Here is a 21,099-nt window from a genome sequence, read left to right as displayed (position 1 = left end):
TGGTGCACCTTAAAAGGCTTCGGCGCGGCGGCCTTGTGTGGTGACTCACGTTCATTTATTTCTGAACGGGTCTGCAAGGCCGCCGCGCCGGGGCGGAAGGGTCAGGAGGCGAGCGTCTCGGCGTAGCTCAGGAGGGTGCGCAGAGCGGAGCCGGTGGCCTTCTTGGGGGTGTAGCCGTAGGCGGAGCCGTTGTTGAAGGACGGGCCGGCGATGTCGATGTGGGCCCAGGAGATGGTCTCGCCCGTGGCGTCGCTTCCGACGAACTCCCGCAAGAAGGCGGCCGCGGTCATCATGCCGCCGTGCCGGGCGCCGATGTTGGCCAGATCGGCCACCTCGGAGTCCAGCGTGGGGCGCAGCTCCTCGGGGATCGGCATCGGCCACATGAGCTCCCCGGCGGCGTCCGCGGAGGCCTTGAGCGCCGCGGTGACGCCGTCGTGTCCCATGAGGCCCGCGGTGCGGTCGCCGAGGGCGATCAGCTGGGCACCGGTGAGGGTGGCGACGTCGATGATCACATCGGGCTGCTCCTGGCTGGCGGCGACCAGGCCGTCGGCCATGACCAGGCGGCCCTCGGCGTCCGTGTTGAGAACCTCCACGGTCTTGCCGCCGAAGACGGTCATGACGTCGGACGGGCGCTGGGCGGTGCCGCTGGGCATGTTCTCCGCGATGCACAGCCAGGCGGTCACCGTGACCGGCAGGCCCAGCTCGGCGGCCGCGAGGGCGGTGTTCAGCACGGTGGCCGCACCGGCCATGTCGCTCTTCATCTCGTCCATGTTCGCCGGCGGCTTGAGGGAGATGCCGCCGGTGTCGAAGGTGATGCCCTTGCCCACCAGGGCGAGGTGGGCACGCGACTTGGCGGGTGCGTATTCGACCTTGACCAGGCGCGGCGGGCGGGAGGAGCCCTTACCGACGCCGAGAATGCCGCCGAAGCCCTCCTTCTCCAGACGCTTCTCATCCCACACCGTGACCTTGACGGGCAGCGGCTTGGCGGCGTCCTTCGCGGCGGCGGCGAAGCTTTCCGGGTACAGCACGTTCGGCGGCTGGTTCACCAGATCGCGGGTGGAGTTCACGTAGCGGCCGACGACGGCGGCGCGGCGGAGCGCCTCCTTGGCGCCGTCGGCGCCGGCCAGCTCCGTGTGGATGCGGACCGTGGTGACGGGCGTCTTGAGCCCGTCGCGGGAGGAACGGTGCTCGTGGAAGGCGTACGCGCCCAGGGCGGCGCCCTCGGCGACGGCGGCCAGGGCCGCGACATCGGCGAGTGGGAAGGAGAGCGTCACGGTCGAGGTGCCGGCGAGCTGGCGCACCGCCGAGCCGGCGGCGCGGCGGAGGGACTCGCCGTCGTCGTTCTTGCCGAGGCCGGCGAGCGCGATGACGTCGGCCCCCAGGCCGTCCACGCCCGGGAGACGGTGCAGCTGGTCCGCGGCACCGGTGACCCCGAGCGCCGTGAGCGAGGCCTGGAGCGCCTCGGCGGCCTTGGCGCTGAGGGGGTTGGCGGCCAGCTCGGGACCGTCGGCCCCCTGCCGCACGCCGATCACGACGACGTCGCTGGGCTTCTTCTTCAGTTCTCCGCTGATTGCTTCAAGGGTGACTTCGCTGCTCTTGGCCACGAGTATCTGCCTCACTTCTTGTAGGGGTGGACGTCCTTGTCCCACTCGGTCGCTGGTGCCGCCGCCTGTGGCGCCGTTCACCATCTAAGATCGTAGCCCGTGGCCGGGCGGGATCCCGGTGACGGGAATGCGGGCGCCTCAGCGGGGCGTTGCACCCTTCAGAGGTGTGTCCGCCACGGTGCGGACGTGGATCGATGAGCCGGCCGGAAGCCGGCCGCATACGGAGGCATGGTGTTTGACGAGACGTACGGTGCGCTGCTGGACCCCGCCGGTCTGTACCGGGCGGATGAGGAGCTTCTGCGGGATCCTTCCCTGAAGGGCTTGAACCTCTTGATGGCGTTCACGGGCTTCGCCGACGCCGGGCATGTGGTCCGGCAGCTCTCCGGTGAGCTGCTGGATCTTCCCGGGGCGCGCCCGGTGGCCGTGTTCGACGCCGATCAGCTGCTCGACTACCGGTCCCGGCGCCCCCACATGTCGTTCGTGGAGGACCACCTCCAGGACTACACCCCGCCGCGCCTGGCCCTGTACCTCCTGGAGGACCCGCTGGGCACCCCGTTCCTCTTCCTCGGCGGATTCGAACCGGACCTGCAGTGGGAGCGGTTCGCCCGCGCCGTCGTTTCCCTCGTGGAGCGGCTCGACGTGAACCTGGTGACCTGGGTGCATTCCATCCCCATGCCCGTGCCGCACACGCGGCCCGTGGGGGTGACCGTGCACGGCAACCGACCCGAACTGATCGAGGGGATCTCGGTCTGGAAGCCCACGGTGGAGGTGCCGGCCGCGATCGGGCACGTCCTGGAGCTGAAACTGATCGGTGCGGGGCGGAACGTGGCCGGATACGTCATCCACGTCCCGCACTATGTGGCCGACGCGGAGTATCCGCAGGCCGCCGTGGCCGGGATGGAGTACCTCGGCGCCGCCGCTTCGCTCATGCTGCCCACGGACCGTCTCCGCGAAGTGGGGCGCGACGTGGCCCGGCAGATCGCCGAACAGGTCGCGGCGAGTGAGGACGTCCAGCAGGTGGTGAAGAACCTGGAGGAACGGTACGACGAATACTCCGGCAACACCGTGCGCCGGTCCCTCCTGGCCGACGAGAACGACGAGCTTCCCAGTGCCGAGTCGCTCGGCGCAGCGGTGGAGGCCTACCTCGCCCAGGAGCTCTTCCAGCAGGAGGATGGGCCGGCGTCGTCCGACGGCGAGGGGCCGCACGCCGGTTCCGACTGATCCCCACTCGTGGGTGCGGGAGAATGGGACGGTGCGTGGAATGCGGTCGTGGCTGGTGTGGGGTGTCGGAGTCTTCGCGTACCTGGTGGCGGTGACACAGCGGACGTCCTTCGGCATCGCCGGCCTGGAGGCCACGCAGCGGTTCCATGCCAGCGCCGCGGCCATCTCCGCCTTCTCCGTGCTGCAGCTCCTGGTCTACGCCGGGCTCCAGATCCCCGTGGGGGTGCTGGTCGACCGTCTGGGCCCCCGTCTCATGATCGCCGGCGGGGCCGTCCTCATGTGCCTGGGCCAGGCGCAGCTGGCCGCGGCGGACTCCGTGTCCGCGGGCGTGGTCGGCAGGGTTCTGGTCGGCGCCGGCGATGCCGCCACCTTCATCTCCGTCCTGCGCCTTCTCCCCGCCTGGTTCCCGGCGCGCAGGGTCCCGCTGCTCACCCAGTTCACCGGTGTGGTGGGCCAGACCGGACAGCTCATCTCGGTGATCCCGTTCGCGTGGCTTCTGCACTCCATCTCCTGGACCCCTGCGTTTCTCTCACTGGCCTCGCTCTCCGCGCTCGCCTGTGTGCTGGTGCTCCTGCTGCTGCGCGACACTCCGGAGGGCCGCGCCCGGACCGCCTCGCACGGTGGCCTGACGGACATCCGCCGGGCGCTCGCAGCCTCCTGGAAGGAACCCGGGACCCGGCTGGGGCTCTGGAGCCACTTCACCACGCCGTTCGCCGGCACCGTCTTCGCGCTGGCCTGGGGATACCCCTTCCTCATCTCCGCCCAGGGCCTGGACCGTGCCACCGCATCCACCGTCATGAGCATCTACGTCCTGGTGAGCATGGTGGCGGGTCCGTTCTTCGGACGCTTCGTCTCCCTGCATCCGGTCAGACGGTCCTCCATGGTGTTGCTGGTCTCCTTCCTGACGGGCGCCGGATGGCTGGTGGTGCTGCTGTGGCCGGGACGTTCACCCCTGTGGCTTCTCATCGGCCTGGTGGTGGTCATGGGCTTCGGCGGCCCCGCATCCATGATCGGATTCGACTTCGCCCGCACGTCCAACCCGGTGGAGAGGATCGGAACCGCCACGGGCATCGTGAACGTGGGCGGATTCGTCGCGGCCCTTCTGAGCATGTACGTCATCGGGCTCGTCCTGGACCTGCTGAACGCCGGCGGCTTCTCCCATGGCGAGCTTTACGGCCTGCAACCCTTCCGGATCGCCCTGGCCACACAGTTCTTCTTCCTCGCCGTGGGTTCCATCGCCGTGGCCGTGGTGCGCCGCAGGGCCCGCCGCGAGGCGGGCATCAGCCCTCGTCCGCTGGCCCGTGTCCTGTGGGAGCGGACCCGGCAGGGCCGCGGCTGACTCTGAACTCTTCGCCGCAGGCCGGTCCCGTCCACAGCCGGTTCCGTGCTCCCGGCCCACATGGGGGAGATCTCCCGCCGCAACGCTCCGGCAGGCTGGGAGCGTGGCGGGATGGAGAAGACGACAGACTGCACCGCCCGAAGCCCCGAGGACGTCCTCGGCTACATCCCTCACGCCATCGGGTTCCAGCCCCGGGACTCCCTGGTCTGCCTGACCGCCACAGGCAAGGAGCTGGGGGCCATCCTCCGGGTGGACCTCCCACGCGCCGGAGCGAGCCGTGCACGGCTGCGCGATCACGCGCTCGCCGTCCTGGCCTACCTGTCCCATGACGCGGCCGCGGACGGCACGTTCCTGGCGCTCTACCAGGAGGCCCCGGTGGCGCAGCTCCAGTCCAGGCACGCCGCGTTTCTCAGCATCCTCGAATCGATGCTCTCCGGAGCCGGCCGGCCCGTGCGTGAGTGCTGGCTGATCGGCGCCGACGGCTGGAACGGATCAGGCTGCCGGCTGGGGGAGTGCCTCCTGGGCCTGGGCAGGGGCGGTCTTGTCACGGAGAACCCATGCCGTCATCCGCTGGAACTGATCAGCAACTCCGCCCTGGCCGCGGAGATGGTGTTCCGTGGCAGCGCCGTGCAGGCCCATCCCGACGATGCGTCCGATTCCCCGGGTCGCGTGCCTGACCCGCGCCGTTCCGCTTCTTCCGGTGAGGATCCGGGCTCGCCGGGCGGCGATGACGGGAGTTCCGCAGGCCCGAGCGCTGAGGAACTCACCGGGGCGCTCGCGGAGTGGGAGCCGCTCTTGGACGGCTCACAGTCGTGGGCCGGGTTACTGCCGGACACCGGATGGCCGGAACGGCTGGGCCGCACCCTGGAGGTGCCGGCCTTGCGGGATGCCGTCTACGTCTCCGCTGCCGACGGCCACGAGACGGCATTGCGGGGGAGTCTCAAGGACGGGCCCTCCTGGCGGGAGCGTTTCGGTGCGGTGATCATCGCGGAAACGGGTGAAGGGCCCGACTGGGCCAGGATGGACCGCTTCGCGGAGGTGCTCGGCCGGCTGCGCCGGGAGACCGGCGACGGGACCACCGCCGCCGTGCTCACCGCCCTGGGGTGGGTCGAGTGGTGCCGGGGCCGCGGCACCCATGCCTCGGCCGTCCTCCGGCGCGCGGCGAGGAAGGACCCGGAACTGCACCTCGCCCGGCTGCTCCTGGAACTGGTCCTCATGGGACGGCTCAGCGGATGGTCCACCCGGCGCGACAGCAGCTGGCGGCGGTCTCCTCAGACGGGGTGACGGCCGTCCGCGGCACCCCGTACTTCACCGCCGTAGATCACCGCCGTGTGGTGAAGAACACCTTGAAGAGGCGTGGAAAGCGCGTATCCTGGCGTGCTTGCTGGGAGCGGTGGAGAATCCGTGAGAGACTGGAGACCAGAGACCCGGTTGGGTCCGCGTCATATCGAATTCCCACGGTCCGGGCACTGCCTGGATCCGGGAACAATCGACAGGCCGCAGGCGTTGTGTTCACAGGCTCTGCTGGTCTGGAATTTCTGCCTTTCGGCAGCGCGGACTTGACAGGGTCATAGTGGTGTTGCCCTCCGGGACACCCAGGCGCTGCTAGAAAGGGTTTCTGTGACCACTCCCACGACGAAGGAAACTGCCGCTCAGGCCGAGTTGACTGACGAGGAGAAGAAGAAGGCGCGCGCCGCCAAGGCGGCCGCCACTCGCGCCGCGAACAAGGCCAAGAAGGAAGCGGAGGCCGCCGCCGGGACGGGCGGGGCTGCTCCGAAGACCCGCGGCCGCAAGGCCGCCGCCAAGACTGACGACACCGGTGCCGATGACGCCGAGATGTCTGATGAGGACACCAACGAAGACGCTGAGCCCGGTGCGGCCGACGTCGCCGAGGCGGAGGAGACCAAGCCCGCCGCCGCGACCGGCAGCGGCTTCGTCTACTCCGACGCCGACGACGACGACGCTCCGGTGCAGCAGGTCATGTCCGCCGGCGCCACCGCGGACCCGGTCAAGGACTACCTGAAGCAGATCGGCAAGGTGGCCCTTCTCAACGCCGAGCAGGAGGTGGACCTCGCCCTGCGCATCGAGGCCGGCCTCTTCGCCGAAGAGAAGATCGCCGCCGAGGGGGACACCATGGACCCCAAGTACCGCCGCGAACTCGACTTCATCATCCACGACGGCAAGCGGGCCAAGAACCACCTGCTGGAGGCCAACCTGCGCCTCGTCGTCTCGCTGGCCAAGCGCTACACGGGCCGTGGCATGCTCTTCCTGGACCTGATCCAGGAAGGAAACCTGGGCCTGATCCGTGCCGTGGAGAAGTTCGACTACACCAAGGGCTTCAAGTTCTCCACCTACGCCACCTGGTGGATCCGCCAGGCGATCACCCGCGCCATGGCCGACCAGGCGCGCACCATCCGCATCCCGGTCCACATGGTGGAGGTCATCAACAAGCTGGCCCGCGTCCAGCGTCAGATGCTGCAGGACCTCGGCCGCGAACCCACTCCGGAAGAGCTCGCCAAGGAGCTGGACATGACCCCGGAGAAGGTCGTCGAGGTCCAGAAGTACGGCCGTGAACCCATCTCGCTCCACACCCCGCTGGGTGAGGACGGGGACTCCGAGTTCGGCGACCTCATCGAGGACTCCGAGGCCGTGGTCCCGGCGGACGCCGTGAGCTTCACGCTGCTGCAGGAACAGCTCCACTCCGTGCTGGACACCCTGTCTGAGCGCGAAGCCGGCGTGGTGGCCATGCGCTTCGGCCTGACCGACGGCCAGCCGAAGACTTTAGACGAGATCGGCAAGGTCTACGGTGTCACGCGTGAGCGCATCCGTCAGATCGAATCGAAGACCATGTCCAAGCTGCGCCACCCCTCGCGCTCTCAGGTTCTCCGGGACTACCTCGACTGATCCTGAGCCGTCCACGTCGCGACCCCGGAACCCGGTTCCGGGGTCGCAGCCGTTAACGTGCGGACGAAGGCCGGGCCAGGTCCTCCGGGATACCCTGAACACGATCCGCACGACCATGACCGAAGGAGCCGCCCGGTGACCGGCCAGGCCATTTCCCTGCCTACGACCTACAACTTCCGCGGCCTGGGCGCCCTGCCCGCAGCAGGGCGCCGGACGCGGGACGGCGTGCTCTACCGCTCCGACGCACTGAACCTCCTCAATGACCAGGGCCGGCTCGTGCTGAGGGAGCTGCGGATCGGGACGGTCGTGGACCTCCGGGATGACGAGGAAGTGGCTCACGCGCCGAGCGCGCTCAGCCACCTGGACGTCGAGCTTCTGCGGGGCAATGTCCTGGCCGGGGCGCTGACCCGTTCCCTGCAGGAGATCCCGTCGCTCACCGGGCTGTACCGCCTGATCGTCACGCAGGGAGGCCCGGTCGCCGTCGAGCTGGCCCGCACCGTGAGCGCCAACGCGCGCCGGGACCGTGCGACGCTGGTGCACTGCACGGCCGGCAAAGACCGCACAGGGGTGATGGTCGCCGTGCTGCTGGATGCGGTCGGTGTGGACCGGGAGGCCATCGTGGCCGACTACGCGCTCACCGAGGCGAATCTGGCCGGCCCGTGGCTTGACGGTGCCAAGACCCTCCTCGCGAAACTGGGAGTCCCCCTCACCGAGGAGGTCCTCCAACTGGTCGGAGGGAGCCCCTCCGGCGTCATGCACGGGACCCTGGAGCATCTCGACGCCGGGTTCGGCGGGGCCGCCCGCTACCTGGGTCTCCACGGACTGGGAGCGGACGAGCTGGACCTGCTGAAGGAATCCCTCCTGAGCCCAGGGAAGTGAATCATTGTGAATTTTGTGAATCTTATGAATATTGCTGGCATTCTCGGGCAGCTCCGGCGGTGGCCGGACGTGGAGGCCCCGAACCTCCAGGCGTACGACGGCGCGGACCGCCTCCTCCTGGAACGCGCGGCGGAGTGCCTCGGGATTCTCCTGGCCGACGGTGCCGCGCGCGATTCGGTCGTGGTCATCGGAGACCGGTACGGCGCGCTGACGCTGCCGCTGCTGGCGGCGGGCAACGCTGATGCGGACCCGGACCGGCTGGGGACCGTCCGGGTCTGGCAGGATCTGGCGAGCGGGCAGGCCGCCCTGAGGGCCAATGCGGAACGGCTGGACCTGAAAGGCTTCGAACAGGTCCCTCCCGCCGAGGACTCGCCGGGACTCTACGGTCCTGATCTCCTGGCGGGTGCCAGGCTCGTCCTGCTCAGGCTCCCCAAGAACCAGGCGGATCTCGCGGAGGCAGCCTGCGCGATCGCCCGGTACGCCGATCCGGGAGTCGTGGTCCTCGCCGCCGGGATGGTCAAACACATGACCCTGTCCATGAACGGGGTCCTGGCGGAGAGCTTCGGATCGGTCCAGGCCGGCCTGGCCAAGGGCAAGGCCAGGGTGCTGACCGTCACCGGCGCGCTGACGGGGCCCGAGGCGGAGGCGCAAGGCCCCGAACGGAGGCGGCACGCTGACCTGGGCCTCGACGTCATCGCGCACGGAGCCGTATTCGCCGGCACCAAGGTGGACATCGGCACCCGCTATCTGCTGGAGTTCCTGCCGCAGATGGCGCGTGCAGCGCGCATCGTGGACCTCGGCTGCGGCTCCGGCGTCCTGGCGACGCTCGCCGCCCGTGACCAGCCTGGGGCCACAGTCCTCGCCACTGACGTCTCCGCGGCCGCCGTGCGGAGTGCCCGGCTCACTGCAGAGGCCAACGGGGTGGGGGACCGGGTGAGGGCCGTGCACGCCGATGCGCTGAACGGCTTCGCCCCGGCGAGTGCCGGCCTCATCCTGCTCAACCCGCCCTTCCACCTGGGCCACAGCGTCCACGCGGGAGCCGCGCACCGATTGTTCGAAGCCGCGGCCGGAATCCTGGCCCCCGGGGGCGAGCTCTGGGCCGTGTGGAACAGCCACCTGGGGTATGTGCCCGCATTGGAGAGGGCCGTCGGGCCGACACGGGTCATGGGCAGGAATGCGAAGTTCACGGTCACCCGGACCGTGCGTAAGCAGTGAACCCTTCGCCGGCGGCCATGAACACAGTGAGCCATCCCTTGCGTGGGGCATCGTGGCTGGTAGCCTACGTGCAAAGGCCTGGTGCCCAGCAGTCTTCAAAGGAGAATGAGTGACCGAGCTCCGCACGCCCGCTTCGCGGCGCGGAACCAACCTGCCCAAGATGGGCGATTTCAACCTGACGGTTATCCTCGACACCATTCGGCGTTCCCCGCACGGTCTCAGCCGGGTCGAGCTGGCGGGACTGGTGGGCCTCTCCCCGCAGACGATCTCCAACATCTCCCGGCGCCTGCTGGACCAGGGCCTCATCGTGGAGGCCGGCAAGGCCGGAGTGGGACCTGGCAAGCCCCGCACCATCCTTCAGCTCAACCCGTCGGGCATGTACGCCTTGGGCGTGCATGTGGATCCTGCGGTCATCAGCTTCACGCTCCTGGACCTGGTGGGCCAGGTGGTGATGGACTCCAAGATCGACACCCCGGAGGCCGGGGAGCCCACCGCGGTCATGGCCGCGATCGTCTTCGAGGTCCAGCGTCTCCTCGAGGAGTCCGAGGTGGACCTGGACAAGGTCGCCGGGCTGGGCGTGGCGGCGCCAGGGCCCATCGACGTTGAGGCCGGCACCGTGGTCAACCCGCCGCTTCTGGAGGGCTGGAGCCGGGTTCATCTCCGCGACGCGCTGTCCAAGGCCACCGGGCTCGCCGTGGTGCTGGACAAGGACGTCACGGCCGCGGCCGTGGCCGAGACCTGGGTGTCCAAGACGTCCGGGAACGGGAACTTCGCGGTGTTCTACATGGGTACGGGCATCGGCTGCGGCCTGGTGCTCGGCGACGAGGTTTTCCGCGGGGCCAGTGGCAACGCCGGCGAAATGGGCCACATCGTGGTGGACCCCTCCGGGCCGCCGTGTGACTGCGGCCTGAACGGCTGCGTCAAGTCCACCGTCATCCCGAAGGTCCTGGTCGACGCCGCCGCTCAGGCGGGCCTTGTCGCGCCGCTCGCCGAGGGGGACTCCGGCGTCGTCATCCAGGAGCGGTTCAACGCGCTCTGCGACGCGGCCGACGCCGGCGACGCGGCGGCCATCGCCATCCTGGACCGCTCGGCGCTGCACCTCTCGCGTGCCGTGTCCGTGATCGCCAATGTGATGGACCTGGACCGGGTGGTGTTCGGCGGCCCGTTCTGGACCAGGCTGGCGCCCTACTACCTGGAGCGTATTCCCGGCCTGGTGGCGCATGGTGCGGACGCCCGTGAGATCCATGTGCCGAAGGTGCTCGGCAGCACCGTCGGCGAGGACGTCGGCGCCATCGGTGCCGCGTGCCTGGTGCTGGAGCACACCCTGGCGCCGCGCTCCGAGAGGCTTCTGCTCGGCGGATGATCCGGATCTGGCCGCCCGGCGAACAATCTTCGTTCCGGACCGCGGAACCGGCCGTAAGATTGCGTCTTAATTCGGCGACCGGTTTGCCGGAGGCTCCTCACACTCCGTAGTCTGGATGCATCAGTTACCGAGGTAACGTGTCAGCGACCCTCCCGCGTGAGGGTGTGGGTGCCCCCATGTGGGCCTGACATTTGCACACGGCAACGGACCTGGCGTTTTTCGCATGCGCGCCGGTCTGCCGTGCCCGTCCATTGCCAGACGCGAGGATCGCAGATGTCCCCACCCAGCTTGATCGACCAATCCGTACAGGCTCATCACCGGGCCCCCGTGGCCCTGTCCTACGAGCTGTTCCCTCCCCGTTCCCGGGCCGCCGAGGAAGTCCTCTGGGCCACCATCCGGGAACTCGAAACCACCGCCCCCGACTACGTGTCGGTGACTTATGGCGCCAGTGGCTCCAACCACGACACCGCACTGGACCTGGTGGCCCGGCTGCAGGAGGAGACCCTTCTGCGCCCCCTAGCCCACCTGACCTGTGTGGGCGACACTGCGGCGGAGCTCGCCGACATCGTGGCCGAACTCCTGGACCACGGCGTGCGGGGCATCCTGGCACTGCGCGGTGACCTTCCCAAGGACGGCTCCCCGCTTCCTGAGGGCTCCCTGCGGTACGCCCAGGACCTGGTGGAGCTCATCCGCCGGGTGGAGCAGAGCCGTTCGGCCCTGCTCTGTGCCGGGAAGGTGGCCATCGGGGTCGCCGCGTACCCCACCCGGCACCCCGAATCGCCGAGTGAGGCGCACGACGTCGAGGTCCTGCTGGCCAAGCAGCGCTCCGGTGCCGACTTCGCCATCACCCAGGTGTTCTTCCACGCCCATCAGTACGAGGATCTGCTGTTCCGGGCACGCCGGGCCGGGGTCACCATCCCGATCATCCCGGGGGTCATGCCCCTGACCAGCATCCGCCGCGTGACGAGGCTCTCCGAGCTCTCCGGCGTGGCACCGGATCCCGTGCTGCTGCACGCGCTGGAGACCGCCGGCAGCGAGACGGAGGCTCAGCGCATCGGCGTGAAGGCCACCGTCGAACTGGCGAACGCCGCGCTGGCGTCCGGAGCCCCGGGCCTGCACCTCTACACCTTCAACGAGCACCGTCACGCTCTGGACGTCCTGGACCGGCTGAACCTGCCGCGCCCCAGCCGTCCCCTGCACGAGCGTGCCGCGCTCGTCTCCTGACAAACACCACTTTCAGCCGGCTGAGTGCCGGCGCCACCGGGGCGGCCCGGCCTCCGGCCTGCCCAGAAACAAAGGATTCCCCATGACTGCACAGACTCCCTTCCCCTCCGCCAGCCTCCTCGGCTACCCGCGCATCGGCCGCCGTCGTGAACTCAAGAAGGCCGTGGAGGCCTACTGGGCCGGCCGCATCGACGCCGCTGCCCTGGACGCCGTCGCCAAGGAGATTCAGCTGAGCTCCGCCCAACGGCTCGTGGAGCTGGGCCTGACCGAGGCGGCCGCCGTCCCCGGCACCTTCTCCTACTACGACCAGGTGCTCGACGCCGCGGCCCACCTGGGTGCCGTCCCGGCACGTTTCGGTCAGCTCCTGAACGCAGAGGGCCGCCTGGACATCGACGGGTACTTCACCCTGGCCCGCGGCTCCAAGGAGCAGCAGCCCCTGGAGATGACCAAGTGGTTCGACACCAACTACCACTACCTGGTCCCCGAGATCGGCCCGGAGACCGAGTTCCGCCTGACCTCCGAGCGCGTGGTCGAGGAATTCGCCTACGCCCTGGCCAATGGGGTGGAGACCCGCCCGTACCTGGTGGGCCCGGTGACGTTCCTGCTGCTCTCCAAGGCATCCGATGACGCCCCCGCCGGCTTCGACCCGCTGAGCCGCCTGGAGGACATCCTTCCGGTGTACGCCGAGCTGCTCACCCGCCTCGCCGCCGCCGGCGCGAGCTGGGTCCAGCTGGACGAGCCCGCCCTCGTGGTGGATCAGGACATCGCCCCGGAGAAGCTCGACGCCGCCGTGACCCGCGCCTACGAGGTCCTGACCGCCGTTGCCAAGCGCCCGCAGATCCTGGTCTCCAGCCCGTACGGTGCCCTGGAGGGCCAGCTCGCCGCCCTCGCCGCAAGCGACGTCGACGCCCTGCACCTGGACGTCTTCAAGGGCGAGGTGCCCTCCGCGACGGCACTGGCCGGCCTGGGCTCCAAGACCCTGGTGGCCGGTGTGGTGGATGGCCACAACATCTGGCGCAATGACCTGGCGGCCTCGGCAGCCAAGCTGAACGCACTCAAGGGTGCCGCGGCCCGCGTCGTCGTCTCCACCTCCACCTCCACGCAGCACGTGCCGCACGACGTCGCCGAGGAGACCAAGCTCTCCGCCCAGCTGAAGTCCTGGCTCGCCTTCGCCGACCAGAAGGCCGTCGAGGTGGCGACCCTCGCCTCCTACCTGGCCGACCCGGCCACCGCCCAGGCGGCCATCGACGAGGCGTCCGCCGTCATCGCCTCCCGCGCCACCGCCGATGGTGTCCGCCGTGAGGGGGTCCGGGCCCGCACCGCGGCCCTGACCGACGCCGACTTCAGCCGCTCCGCGTACACCGTCCGCGAGGCCGCCCAGGAGGCCGCGCTGCAGCTCCCGCCGCTGCCGACCACCACCATCGGCTCCTTCCCGCAGACCGCGGAGATCCGCTCGGCCCGCGCCCGCAACATCAAGGGCGAGCTGAACGACGCCCAGTACGAGCAGCTCATGAAGGATGAGATCAAGCGCGTGGTGGACCTCCAGGAGGAGCTCGGCTACGACGTCCTGGTGCACGGCGAGCCGGAGCGCAACGACATGGTCCAGTACTTCGCGGAGAACCTCGAGGGCTTCGATGTGACCGTACACGGCTGGGTCCAGTCCTACGGCTCCCGCTGCACCCGCCCGTCCATCCTCTGGGGTGACGTGACCCGCTCGGCTCCCATCACCGTGGCCTGGGCCGAATACGCCCAGTCGCTGACGGCCAAGCCGATGAAGGGCATGCTGACCGGTCCGGTCACGATCCTGGCGTGGTCCTTCGTCCGTGACGACCAGCCGCTGGGGGAGACCGCGAACCAGGTGGCTCTCGCCCTGCGCGACGAGATCACCGATCTCGAGGCCGCCGGCATCAAGGTGGTCCAGGTCGATGAGCCGGCGCTGCGCGAGCTGCTGCCGCTGCGCACGGCCGATCAGGCGGCCTACCTGAAGTGGAGTGTGGACTCCTTCCGCCTCTCCACCGCCGGGGCCCAGGACGCCACGCAGATCCACACGCACCTCTGCTACTCCGAGTTCGGGGTCATCATCGACGCGATCGACGGCCTGGACGCCGACGTGACCTCCATCGAGGCCGCCCGCTCCCGCATGGAGGTGGTTCACGACCTGGAGGCCCACGGCTTCGGCCGTGGTGTGGGTCCGGGCGTGTACGACATCCACTCGCCGCGCGTCCCGGGCGAGGTAGAGGTCACGGAGCTGCTCTCCACGGCGGTGAAGCACGTTCCGAGCCGCCAGCTCTGGGTCAACCCGGACTGTGGCCTGAAGACCCGCGGCTACGCCGAGACGGAGGAGTCGCTGCGCAACCTCGCCGCCGCGGCCAAGGCCGTCCGTGAGGAACTCGGCGCGAACGTCTGATCCACTGCACGGCCCTGAAGACGACGCCGGCGCCGCTCACCGAGAGGTGTGCGGCGCCGGCGTCGTCCGGGGGGTCTCAGCTCCAGTTGATCTCATCGTCCACGACGCCGTCGGCGTCCGCGGTGGCCACCAGGGTCTCATCGCTGAAGTGCTCGCCGAGGCTGAAGTCCAGGACGAAATAGCGTTCCGGCTGGTCCGGGAAGATGCCCACGTGGCCGAGCCGGAGGGCGCGGACGAATGCGTCGTCGTCCACCTCACCCGTGACGCCGAACGTGTTCCACTGCTTCTCCGGGTCCAGGCCCTGGCAGTGGAAGCGGCGGTACTCCTGGACCTGGCTGCCCTCGATGCCCAGCTCCTGGATGATCATCTCCCGGACCTGGTCCACGAGCTCGGGAAGGTAGTGGAGGCGGTAGTCGGCTTTGTGCACGGACGCCTGGTCGGGCCGCTCATGCGCGGCGAAGTTCAGCTCGATCTCGACCGGGACCCCGTGGACCGCGTGGTTCGCGGTGAAGCAGTGGGCGGCGCCGTGATTGAGTTCGAGCTCACCGAAATGTTCGCTGATGACCGTGCTCATGCCATCAACATAATCCCCGGCGGCCCCGCTTTCCAGACTTGCACGCCGGGCGTTTCGGGGCTAGGCGATCCCGGCGGCCGTGCGGGCGGGAGCCTCAGTGCGTCAGCGCGTCCTGCAGACCGTCGCCGAGCAGCTCCAGGAACAGGTCCACGCGGGCGTTACCCGAACCGGACGGCAGCAGGGCGAAGACGTTGCGGGCCAGGCGGATCTCCGGGACGTTGAGGACCACGACGCCGTCCGGCCGCCGCCCCAGGGCCAGCTCGGGGACCAGCGACGCGCCGAGGCCCGCCGCGGTCATCTCGACGCTGGCGGTGAAGTCGTCACTGTGGGCGACGACGCGCGGGTGGAGGCCGCAGCTGGCGAACAGCCGCTCGATCACGACCGCGTCCGGGGTTCCCGGGTGGTGGATGATCCAAGGCATCTCCGAGAGCTGCTCCGCCGAGACGGTGGCGCCGGGGGAGAAGCCCCAGGACGCTGGGATGACCACGCGGAAGTCATCGTCCCCGAGCCACTGGCGGCGCATGGTGTGCGGCCAGGCGAGGCCGCTCTGCCCCACCTGGTAGACCAGGGCGAGGTCCAGCTCTCCGCCGTCGCGCAGGCCCTGGATGGTCTGCGCCGGCTCCGCGACCGAGACCTTGAGCTCGATCCCGAGGCGGGTCCATCGCGGGTGCCGGACGATGCGGGGCAGGACGTAGGTGGCCAGGCTGGGGAAGATGCCGAGCCGCAGCTCCTGCCGTGAATCGTCCTGGGCGCGGGAGGCCGCCGCCATGAGGGCCTCGATGTCCGTGAGCACCTTGGTGGCATGCCGGCCCATGGCCTGGGCCGCGTCCGTGGGCACGATGCTGCGGGCGTGACGGTGGAAGAGCTCGACGCCGGCATCGCGCTCCAGCGCCGCGATCTGCTGGCTCACGGCGGACGCCGTGTAGCCGAGGTTCTGAGCGGCCGCGGCGAAGGAGCCGTGCCGGATCACCGCGAGCAGGGTCCGCAGGTGGACGGGGTTGATCACGGAGGACCTTTCGCCAGGGCGCCTCCGGTGGGCGCGATCGAAAGACAGTCTAGGCGGCGGCCGACGCGGCCGCGCCCGCCCCACTACGCTGGTCCCATGACTGACGCCGAGTTCGCCCCGGAGGACGCCTGGTCACTGACGGATGTCATCACCAGGATGCGCCGCGTGCTTCGTTCCGGCATCAGGGAGGAACTCCCCTGGGAGTCCCTGCCCATGGCTCAGGTGGAGCTGCTCCAGCGGCTTGCCGATGAGCCGGGGCTGGGCGTCAGCGAACTCGCCGAGCGCCAGAATCTGGCGCGGAACACGGTCAGCAACCTGGTCCAGCAGATGGTCGCCACCGGCCTGCTGGAACGCAAGGACCATGAGACGGACCGCCGTGCCGTGATCCTGAACCTCACGGCGGCCGGGGAGGACCGGCTGCGTGCCTGGCAGGACGCCAACGAGCGCCGCGTCCGCCATGCCCTGTCCGCACTTCCCGAGGGCGAACGGGACGCCGTGGACCGCGCGCTTCCCGCGCTGCGCAGCCTCGTGGCCCGGATGGAATCGGATGACCGGGCGTCCAAAGCCCGCCTCCGTGCTCAGGGGAGACCGGACGCCTGAGCCGGCCGCGCGCCGTCGTTCACGGGATGTCGCTCAGGCGCGTGCGCTCCAGGAAGTAGACGACGGCGAGGGCGCCCGCCGTGGCGAGCATCGCGGGGATGAGCAGTTCCGGTCCCTGGGCGGTGAACTCGGTGACCAGGATGAGCCCGGTCATGGGAGCCCGCATGGTGCTCGCGAGGAAGGCCGCGGCGCCGACGAACGCGAAGGCCGCGGTGGAGGTCCCCGGGACGACGGCGCTGACCGTGCTCCCGAGGGCGATCCCGAGCATCGCTCCGATCGCCACTGAGGGCGTGAGCGTGCCGCCCGCGGCGCCTGCGCGGATGGTGCCGAGAGTGGCGAGGCTCTTGACGAGCAGGAGCCCCAGGACCAGGATAAGGGGAGTGCCTGGTGAGAACGCCGTCTGGGCGGCGGCCCGCCCATTGCCCAGGACCTCCGGCAGCACCAGGGAGGCCCCGGCGACCAGGGTGAAGAGCAGCGGCATGACCCACAGGATCCTGGCGCCGCGTGGTCGGGACGACGCCGCCCGCCGGGCCAGCAGGACGAACCACGCCGCGGCCAGCCCGATCAGAGGGCCTCCCACGAGCGAGAAGACCAGGAGCTGGGGCGTGAGCTCGACGTGCGGGAGGGCGTACAGGGGCGCCGACGGCTCCGCCACCCGGGCCACGAGGGCCGCCACGGCCGAGGAGGCGAAGGCGGGGAGGAGGGTGGCGAAGCTGACCTCGGCCAGGAGCACCTCGACCACGAAGAGCGCGCCGCCGAACGGGACGTTGTACACCGCCGCCAGGCCGGCGCCCGCCCCGCAGGCGATGAGGATCCCCGCTTGACGTCCTTCGATCCCCGCCGCACGAGTGAGGCGGGACGCGAGCAGCGCGCCGAGTTCCCGGGGTGCGGCCTCCCGCCCGATCGACGCGCCCAGGCCGACGACGCCGATCTGGAGCAGGGCGTTGAGCACGGTGGTGCGCAACGGCATCCTGGTGCCTGCCGCGGCGCGTTCCACCGAGACCACTTTGGAGCCCCAGCGCCGCAGGGCCCACCAGCCGGCCGCACCCAGGATCCCGGCGGCCATCACGGACAGGAAGCGCCGCAACGGCGGCGCCTGGAGGGCTCCGTCCAGGAACGTCCCGTCCGCGTACCCAAAGGCGGCGTGTTCGATGCCGTGGAGCATGAGGTTCACCAGGACACCGACGACGCCGGCACCGCCTCCGATCAGCAGGGTCACCAGGGCCACGCGCAACAGCCACGCGGCGTGACCGGGGGACGGTCCTGATTGTTCTGGCATAGAACAATTCTAGGGCGGGACAAGTTCGGCTGCGGGCCGGAAAGCGCTCTCTGCGGGGTGGTGGGTGACGCCCGTCACCGGGCGGCGCGACACGCCATGCGGACGACACGCCGTCGATTTAAATGTGTCCAAGTCGTGCACAGCGTGTGGATGAGAGTGCCTTAAAGGCCGGAATTCCGGGCAAGATCAACCCTCCGGTCTGTGGACAAGCGGTGGATAGAATGACATGCTTGTAATACAGCATCTTGGGGTGCAAGACGGGGCGTTGCACTACATGTAGTATCGACATACGCAATCGGGCCGCTGAGCCCGTGCCGCGGATTCCCGCCGGAAAGCCAGGAAGACGGCAGAGCTGAGGCTCCCGGAGGCAGGGGCGGACGGACCACGGCAGAAGCAGTGACTGAAGGGGAGAGGGACATGACCGTAACCGTGTACACCAAGCCGGCATGCGTCCAGTGCAACGCCACCTACCGGGCCTTGGACAAGAAGGGCGTCGTCTACCAGACCGTGGACGTGTCCCAGGACACCGAGGCGCTGGAGCGCCTGAAGGACATGGGCTACATGCAGGCCCCCGTCGTGGTCACGGACGACGACCACTGGTCCGGCTTCCGCCCGGACAAGATCGCCGGCCTGAACGCCGCGGACACCGCTGTCGCCTGACGGCCGTGCCGGCCTCAGGGCCGGGGAATGCCCCCGCGCCGGATGAACGCGGGACGAAGTGAACTGACGCAAGACTTGATGGGGTGACTTCGCATGGCGACGCTCGCGCGTGACTCTCACGGGACGCGGGAGGCGAGCACAGGACATGATGCGGGGAGGGGAAGCTTCCGCGTCACGTCCAGTCACCTCATCTACTTTTCCTCGACGTCGGAGAACACCCGGCGCTTCGTGGACAAGCTCGGGAGGGATGCGAGCCGCATCCCTCTCCTTCCCACCGAAGTTCCACTGCTGGCCACCGAACCGTACGTGCTGATCCTGCCGACCTATGGCGGAACGGGCGGGCACGGCTCGGTCCCCAAGCAAGTCATCAAATTCCTGAATGTGGAACAGAACCGCTCATTGATCCGAGGTGTGATCGGGGCGGGGAACACCAACTTCGGAGACAACTACTGCATGGCCGGCGACATCATCGCCGTCAAGTGCCATGTGCCACACCTGTACAGATTCGAACTCATGGGCACTCCGGACGATGTGCGCCGGGTCAACGAGGGATTGGATACGTTTTGGACACGACTGTCGCAGAACCGGAACTGAACGAGGTTTCCGTGAAGACTGAGAAGGCTCCGCTGCCGGAGAGTTTCAAGGGCCTGGGCTACCACGAGCTGAACGCCATGCTGAACCTCTACGGACCGGACGGCAGGATCCAGTTCGAGGCGGACCGCGAGGCGGCTCACCAGTACTTCCTGCAGCACGTGAACAACAACACGGTGTTCTTCCATGACCTGGAAGAGAAGCTGGACTACCTCATCAAGAACCAGTACTACGAGCGTGAGACGCTCGACCAGTACACGATGAACTTCATCCGGGACCTGTTTAACCGTGCCTACAAGAAGAAGTTCCGCTTCGAGACCTTCCTGGGCGCGTTCAAGTTCTACACCTCCTACACGCTGAAGACCTTCGACGGCAAGCGGTTCCTGGAGCGCTACGAGGACCGCGTCTGCATGGTCGCGCTGCACCTGGCCCGCGGTGACGAGGAGATGGCCACCAGCCTGGTGGACGAGATCATCGACGGCCGGTTCCAGCCCGCCACTCCCACCTTCCTCAACGCCGGCAAGGCCCAGCGCGGTGAGCTCGTCTCCTGCTTCCTGCTGCGCATCGAGGACAACATGGAGTCGATCGCCCGCGGCATCAACTCCGCCCTGCAGCTCTCCAAGCGTGGCGGCGGTGTCGCGCTGTCGCTGACCAACATCCGCGAGCACGGCGCGCCGATCAAGCAGATCGAGAACCAGTCCTCCGGCGTCATCCCCGTGATGAAGCTCCTCGAAGACAGCTTCTCCTACGCCAACCAGCTGGGTGCCCGTCAGGGCGCCGGCGCGGTGTACCTGCACGCGCACCACCCGGACATCTACCGCTTCCTGGACACCAAGCGCGAGAACGCCGACGAGAAGATCCGCATCAAGACCCTGTCCCTGGGCGTCGTCGTGCCGGACATCACCTTCGAACTGGCCAAGAAGAACGAGGACATGTACCTCTTCTCCCCGTACGACGTGGAGCGCGTCTACGGTGTGCCCTTCTCCGATGTGAACGTCACGGAGAAGTACTACGAGATGGTGGACGACTCGCGGATCAAGAAGACCAAGATCAGCGCGCGTGAGTTCTTCCAGACCCTCGCGGAGATCCAGTTCGAGTCCGGTTACCCGTACATCATGTTCGAGGACACGGTGAACCGGGCCAACCCGATCGCCGGCAAGGTCACCATGAGCAACCTCTGCTCGGAGATCCTGCAGGTGTCCACCCCCAGCCTCTACAACGAGGACCTGTCCTACGGGACCGTGGGCAAGGACATCTCCTGCAACCTCGGCTCCATGAACATCGCCAAGACCATGGACTCCCCGGACTTCGGCGCCTCCATCGAGACCGCCATCCGGGCCCTGTCCGCCGTGTCCGACATGTCCTGGATCAACTCCGTGCCGTCCGTGGCCGAGGGCAACGCCCAGAGTCACGCGATCGGCCTGGGCCAGATGAACCTGCACGGTTACCTGGCCCGGGAGCGGGTCCACTACGGCTCCGAAGAGGGCCTGGACTTCACGAACATCTACTTCTACACGGTGCTGTTCCACGCGCTGCGGGCCTCCAACAGGCTGGCCATCGAGACCGGCCGGACCTTCGGCGGCTTCGAGAACTCCAAGTACGCCTCCGGCGAGTTCTTCGACAAGTACACCGAGCAGGAATGGGCCCCGGAGACGGAGCGCGTGCGTGAGCTGTTCGGGGACCACCACATCCCCACCCAGGCCGACTGGCTGGAGCTGAAGGCCTCCGTCATGGAGCACGGCATCTACAACCAGAACCTGCAGGCCGTGCCGCCGACCGGTTCGATCAGCTACATCAACAACTCGACCTCCTCCATCCACCCGGTGGCCGCGAAGATCGAGATCCGCAAGGAAGGCAAGATCGGCCGCGTCTACTACCCGGCCCCGTACCTGACGAACGACAACCTGGAGTATTACCAGGACGCGTATGAGATCGGCTACGAGAAGATCATCGACACCTACGCGGCCGCCACGCAGCACGTGGACCAGGGCCTGTCCCTGACCTTGTTCTTCAAGGACACGGCCACCACGCGTGACATCAACAAGGCGCAGATCTACGCGTGGAAGAAGGGCATCAAGACCCTCTACTACATCCGCCTGCGCCAGCTCGCGCTGGAAGGCACCGAGGTCGAGGGCTGCGTCAGCTGCGCACTGTAGGGCTTTCCGACGACGGCGTGTGCCGCCGTCGTCGGCCACTTCTCAATCATTCGAAGAAACAAACGTAAGCAAGGGAC

17 protein-coding genes are annotated in these 21,099 nt (G+C 68.6%); 13 read left to right on the top strand and 4 right to left on the bottom strand.

The features are described 5' to 3' along the window. Nucleotides 1–101 precede the first annotated feature (101 nt). A complete protein-coding gene (locus Q9R02_RS03260) occupies nucleotides 102–1,604 on the bottom strand; it encodes a leucyl aminopeptidase (RefSeq protein WP_305995192.1) in 1,503 nt (500 codons plus the stop codon). Between the two features lie 228 nt (nucleotides 1,605–1,832). Here Q9R02_RS03260 and Q9R02_RS03255 point away from each other — a divergent pair, with 228 nt between their 5' ends. The 9 genes from Q9R02_RS03255 (at nucleotide 1,833) to metE (ending at nucleotide 14,156) form a co-directional block, all read left to right on the top strand. Next, nucleotides 1,833–2,825, top strand: a complete 993-nt coding sequence (locus Q9R02_RS03255) for a proteasome assembly chaperone family protein (protein ID WP_305995191.1) — start codon at nucleotides 1,833–1,835, stop codon at nucleotides 2,823–2,825. 31 nt (nucleotides 2,826–2,856) lie between these two features. Further along, complete coding sequence (locus Q9R02_RS03250; RefSeq protein WP_305995190.1) at nucleotides 2,857–4,164, top strand: MFS transporter; 1,308 nt, start codon at nucleotides 2,857–2,859, stop codon at nucleotides 4,162–4,164. A gap of 111 nt (nucleotides 4,165–4,275) precedes the next feature. Next, complete coding sequence (locus Q9R02_RS03245) at nucleotides 4,276–5,448, top strand: DUF4192 family protein (RefSeq protein WP_305995189.1); 1,173 nt, start codon at nucleotides 4,276–4,278, stop codon at nucleotides 5,446–5,448. A 336-nt stretch (nucleotides 5,449–5,784) separates the two neighbouring features. Then, the gene (locus tag Q9R02_RS03240) at nucleotides 5,785–7,068 is read left to right on the top strand and encodes an RNA polymerase sigma factor (protein WP_305995188.1); all 1,284 of its coding nucleotides are present in this window, start codon (nucleotides 5,785–5,787) and stop codon (nucleotides 7,066–7,068) included. A 135-nt stretch (nucleotides 7,069–7,203) separates the two neighbouring features. Further along, nucleotides 7,204–7,947 carry a tyrosine-protein phosphatase gene (locus Q9R02_RS03235; RefSeq protein WP_305995187.1) on the top strand — a complete coding sequence of 248 codons (744 nt, stop codon included), beginning with the start codon at nucleotides 7,204–7,206 and terminating at the stop codon, nucleotides 7,945–7,947. Between the two features lie 24 nt (nucleotides 7,948–7,971). After that, nucleotides 7,972–9,162, top strand: a complete 1,191-nt coding sequence (locus Q9R02_RS03230; protein WP_305995186.1) for a class I SAM-dependent methyltransferase — start codon at nucleotides 7,972–7,974, stop codon at nucleotides 9,160–9,162. A gap of 109 nt (nucleotides 9,163–9,271) precedes the next feature. Beyond that, nucleotides 9,272–10,525: an ROK family transcriptional regulator gene (locus Q9R02_RS03225; RefSeq protein WP_305995185.1), complete on the top strand. Its 1,254-nt coding sequence runs from the start codon at nucleotides 9,272–9,274 to the stop codon at nucleotides 10,523–10,525. 273 nt (nucleotides 10,526–10,798) lie between these two features. Further along, on the top strand, nucleotides 10,799–11,749 hold the full coding sequence (locus Q9R02_RS03220; RefSeq protein WP_305995184.1) for a methylenetetrahydrofolate reductase: 951 nt from the start codon (nucleotides 10,799–10,801) through the stop codon (nucleotides 11,747–11,749). An 82-nt stretch (nucleotides 11,750–11,831) separates the two neighbouring features. Beyond that, nucleotides 11,832–14,156, top strand: coding sequence for a 5-methyltetrahydropteroyltriglutamate--homocysteine S-methyltransferase (gene metE, locus Q9R02_RS03215; protein ID WP_305995183.1), 2,325 nt, complete (start codon nucleotides 11,832–11,834; stop codon nucleotides 14,154–14,156). Nucleotides 14,157–14,232: 76 nt separating this feature from the next. Here the strand turns inward: metE and Q9R02_RS03210 are convergent, their stop codons facing one another. After that, on the bottom strand, nucleotides 14,233–14,730 hold the full coding sequence (locus Q9R02_RS03210) for a DUF2004 domain-containing protein (protein WP_305995182.1): 498 nt from the start codon (nucleotides 14,728–14,730) through the stop codon (nucleotides 14,233–14,235). A gap of 94 nt (nucleotides 14,731–14,824) precedes the next feature. Further along, nucleotides 14,825–15,736 carry a LysR family transcriptional regulator gene (locus Q9R02_RS03205; RefSeq protein ID WP_305995181.1) on the bottom strand — a complete coding sequence of 304 codons (912 nt, stop codon included), beginning with the start codon at nucleotides 15,734–15,736 and terminating at the stop codon, nucleotides 14,825–14,827. A gap of 96 nt (nucleotides 15,737–15,832) precedes the next feature. Between Q9R02_RS03205 and Q9R02_RS03200 the strand changes: the two genes are divergently transcribed. Continuing rightward, complete coding sequence (locus tag Q9R02_RS03200) at nucleotides 15,833–16,336, top strand: MarR family winged helix-turn-helix transcriptional regulator (protein ID WP_305995180.1); 504 nt, start codon at nucleotides 15,833–15,835, stop codon at nucleotides 16,334–16,336. Between the two features lie 19 nt (nucleotides 16,337–16,355). Here the strand turns inward: Q9R02_RS03200 and Q9R02_RS03195 are convergent, their stop codons facing one another. Continuing rightward, nucleotides 16,356–17,615 (bottom strand): chloride channel protein, encoded by a 1,260-nt coding sequence (locus Q9R02_RS03195; protein ID WP_305995179.1) that lies wholly within the window; start codon nucleotides 17,613–17,615, stop codon nucleotides 16,356–16,358. A 417-nt stretch (nucleotides 17,616–18,032) separates the two neighbouring features. Between Q9R02_RS03195 and nrdH the strand changes: the two genes are divergently transcribed. From nrdH to nrdE, 3 genes are all read left to right on the top strand, one after another. Then, nucleotides 18,033–18,275 carry a glutaredoxin-like protein NrdH gene (gene nrdH, locus Q9R02_RS03190; RefSeq protein ID WP_305995178.1) on the top strand — a complete coding sequence of 81 codons (243 nt, stop codon included), beginning with the start codon at nucleotides 18,033–18,035 and terminating at the stop codon, nucleotides 18,273–18,275. Between the two features lie 93 nt (nucleotides 18,276–18,368). Next, nucleotides 18,369–18,869 carry a class Ib ribonucleoside-diphosphate reductase assembly flavoprotein NrdI gene (gene nrdI, locus Q9R02_RS03185; RefSeq protein ID WP_305995177.1) on the top strand — a complete coding sequence of 167 codons (501 nt, stop codon included), beginning with the start codon at nucleotides 18,369–18,371 and terminating at the stop codon, nucleotides 18,867–18,869. A gap of 11 nt (nucleotides 18,870–18,880) precedes the next feature. After that, nucleotides 18,881–21,022, top strand: coding sequence for a class 1b ribonucleoside-diphosphate reductase subunit alpha (gene nrdE, locus Q9R02_RS03180; protein WP_305995176.1), 2,142 nt, complete (start codon nucleotides 18,881–18,883; stop codon nucleotides 21,020–21,022). Nucleotides 21,023–21,099 lie beyond the last annotated feature (77 nt).

Origin of the sequence: Arthrobacter horti (genome assembly GCF_030731045.1) — a bacterium.
GTDB classification, from domain to species: Bacteria; Actinomycetota; Actinomycetes; order Actinomycetales; family Micrococcaceae; genus Arthrobacter_E; species Arthrobacter_E nanjingensis.
The sequence above is the reverse complement of the archived record's forward strand: the minus strand, read 5'-3'. Positions and strand labels throughout refer to the sequence as shown.

Excerpts from the sequence above, each read along its gene's own strand:
- Q9R02_RS03255 (WP_305995191.1), top strand. The coding sequence starts at position 1,833 with ATGGTGTTTGACGAGACGTACGGTGCGCTGCTGGACCCCGCCGGTCTG.
- Q9R02_RS03245 (WP_305995189.1), top strand. The coding sequence starts at position 4,276 with ATGGAGAAGACGACAGACTGCACCGCCCGAAGCCCCGAGGACGTCCTC.
- Q9R02_RS03230 (WP_305995186.1), top strand. The coding sequence starts at position 7,972 with ATGAATATTGCTGGCATTCTCGGGCAGCTCCGGCGGTGGCCGGACGTG.
- Q9R02_RS03220 (WP_305995184.1), top strand. The coding sequence starts at position 10,799 with ATGTCCCCACCCAGCTTGATCGACCAATCCGTACAGGCTCATCACCGG.
- metE (WP_305995183.1), top strand. The coding sequence starts at position 11,832 with ATGACTGCACAGACTCCCTTCCCCTCCGCCAGCCTCCTCGGCTACCCG.
- Q9R02_RS03210 (WP_305995182.1), bottom strand. The coding sequence starts at position 14,730 with ATGAGCACGGTCATCAGCGAACATTTCGGTGAGCTCGAACTCAATCAC.
- Q9R02_RS03200 (WP_305995180.1), top strand. The coding sequence starts at position 15,833 with ATGACTGACGCCGAGTTCGCCCCGGAGGACGCCTGGTCACTGACGGAT.
- Q9R02_RS03195 (WP_305995179.1), bottom strand. The coding sequence starts at position 17,615 with ATGCCAGAACAATCAGGACCGTCCCCCGGTCACGCCGCGTGGCTGTTG.
- nrdH (WP_305995178.1), top strand. The coding sequence starts at position 18,033 with ATGACCGTAACCGTGTACACCAAGCCGGCATGCGTCCAGTGCAACGCC.
- nrdI (WP_305995177.1), top strand. The coding sequence starts at position 18,369 with ATGGCGACGCTCGCGCGTGACTCTCACGGGACGCGGGAGGCGAGCACA.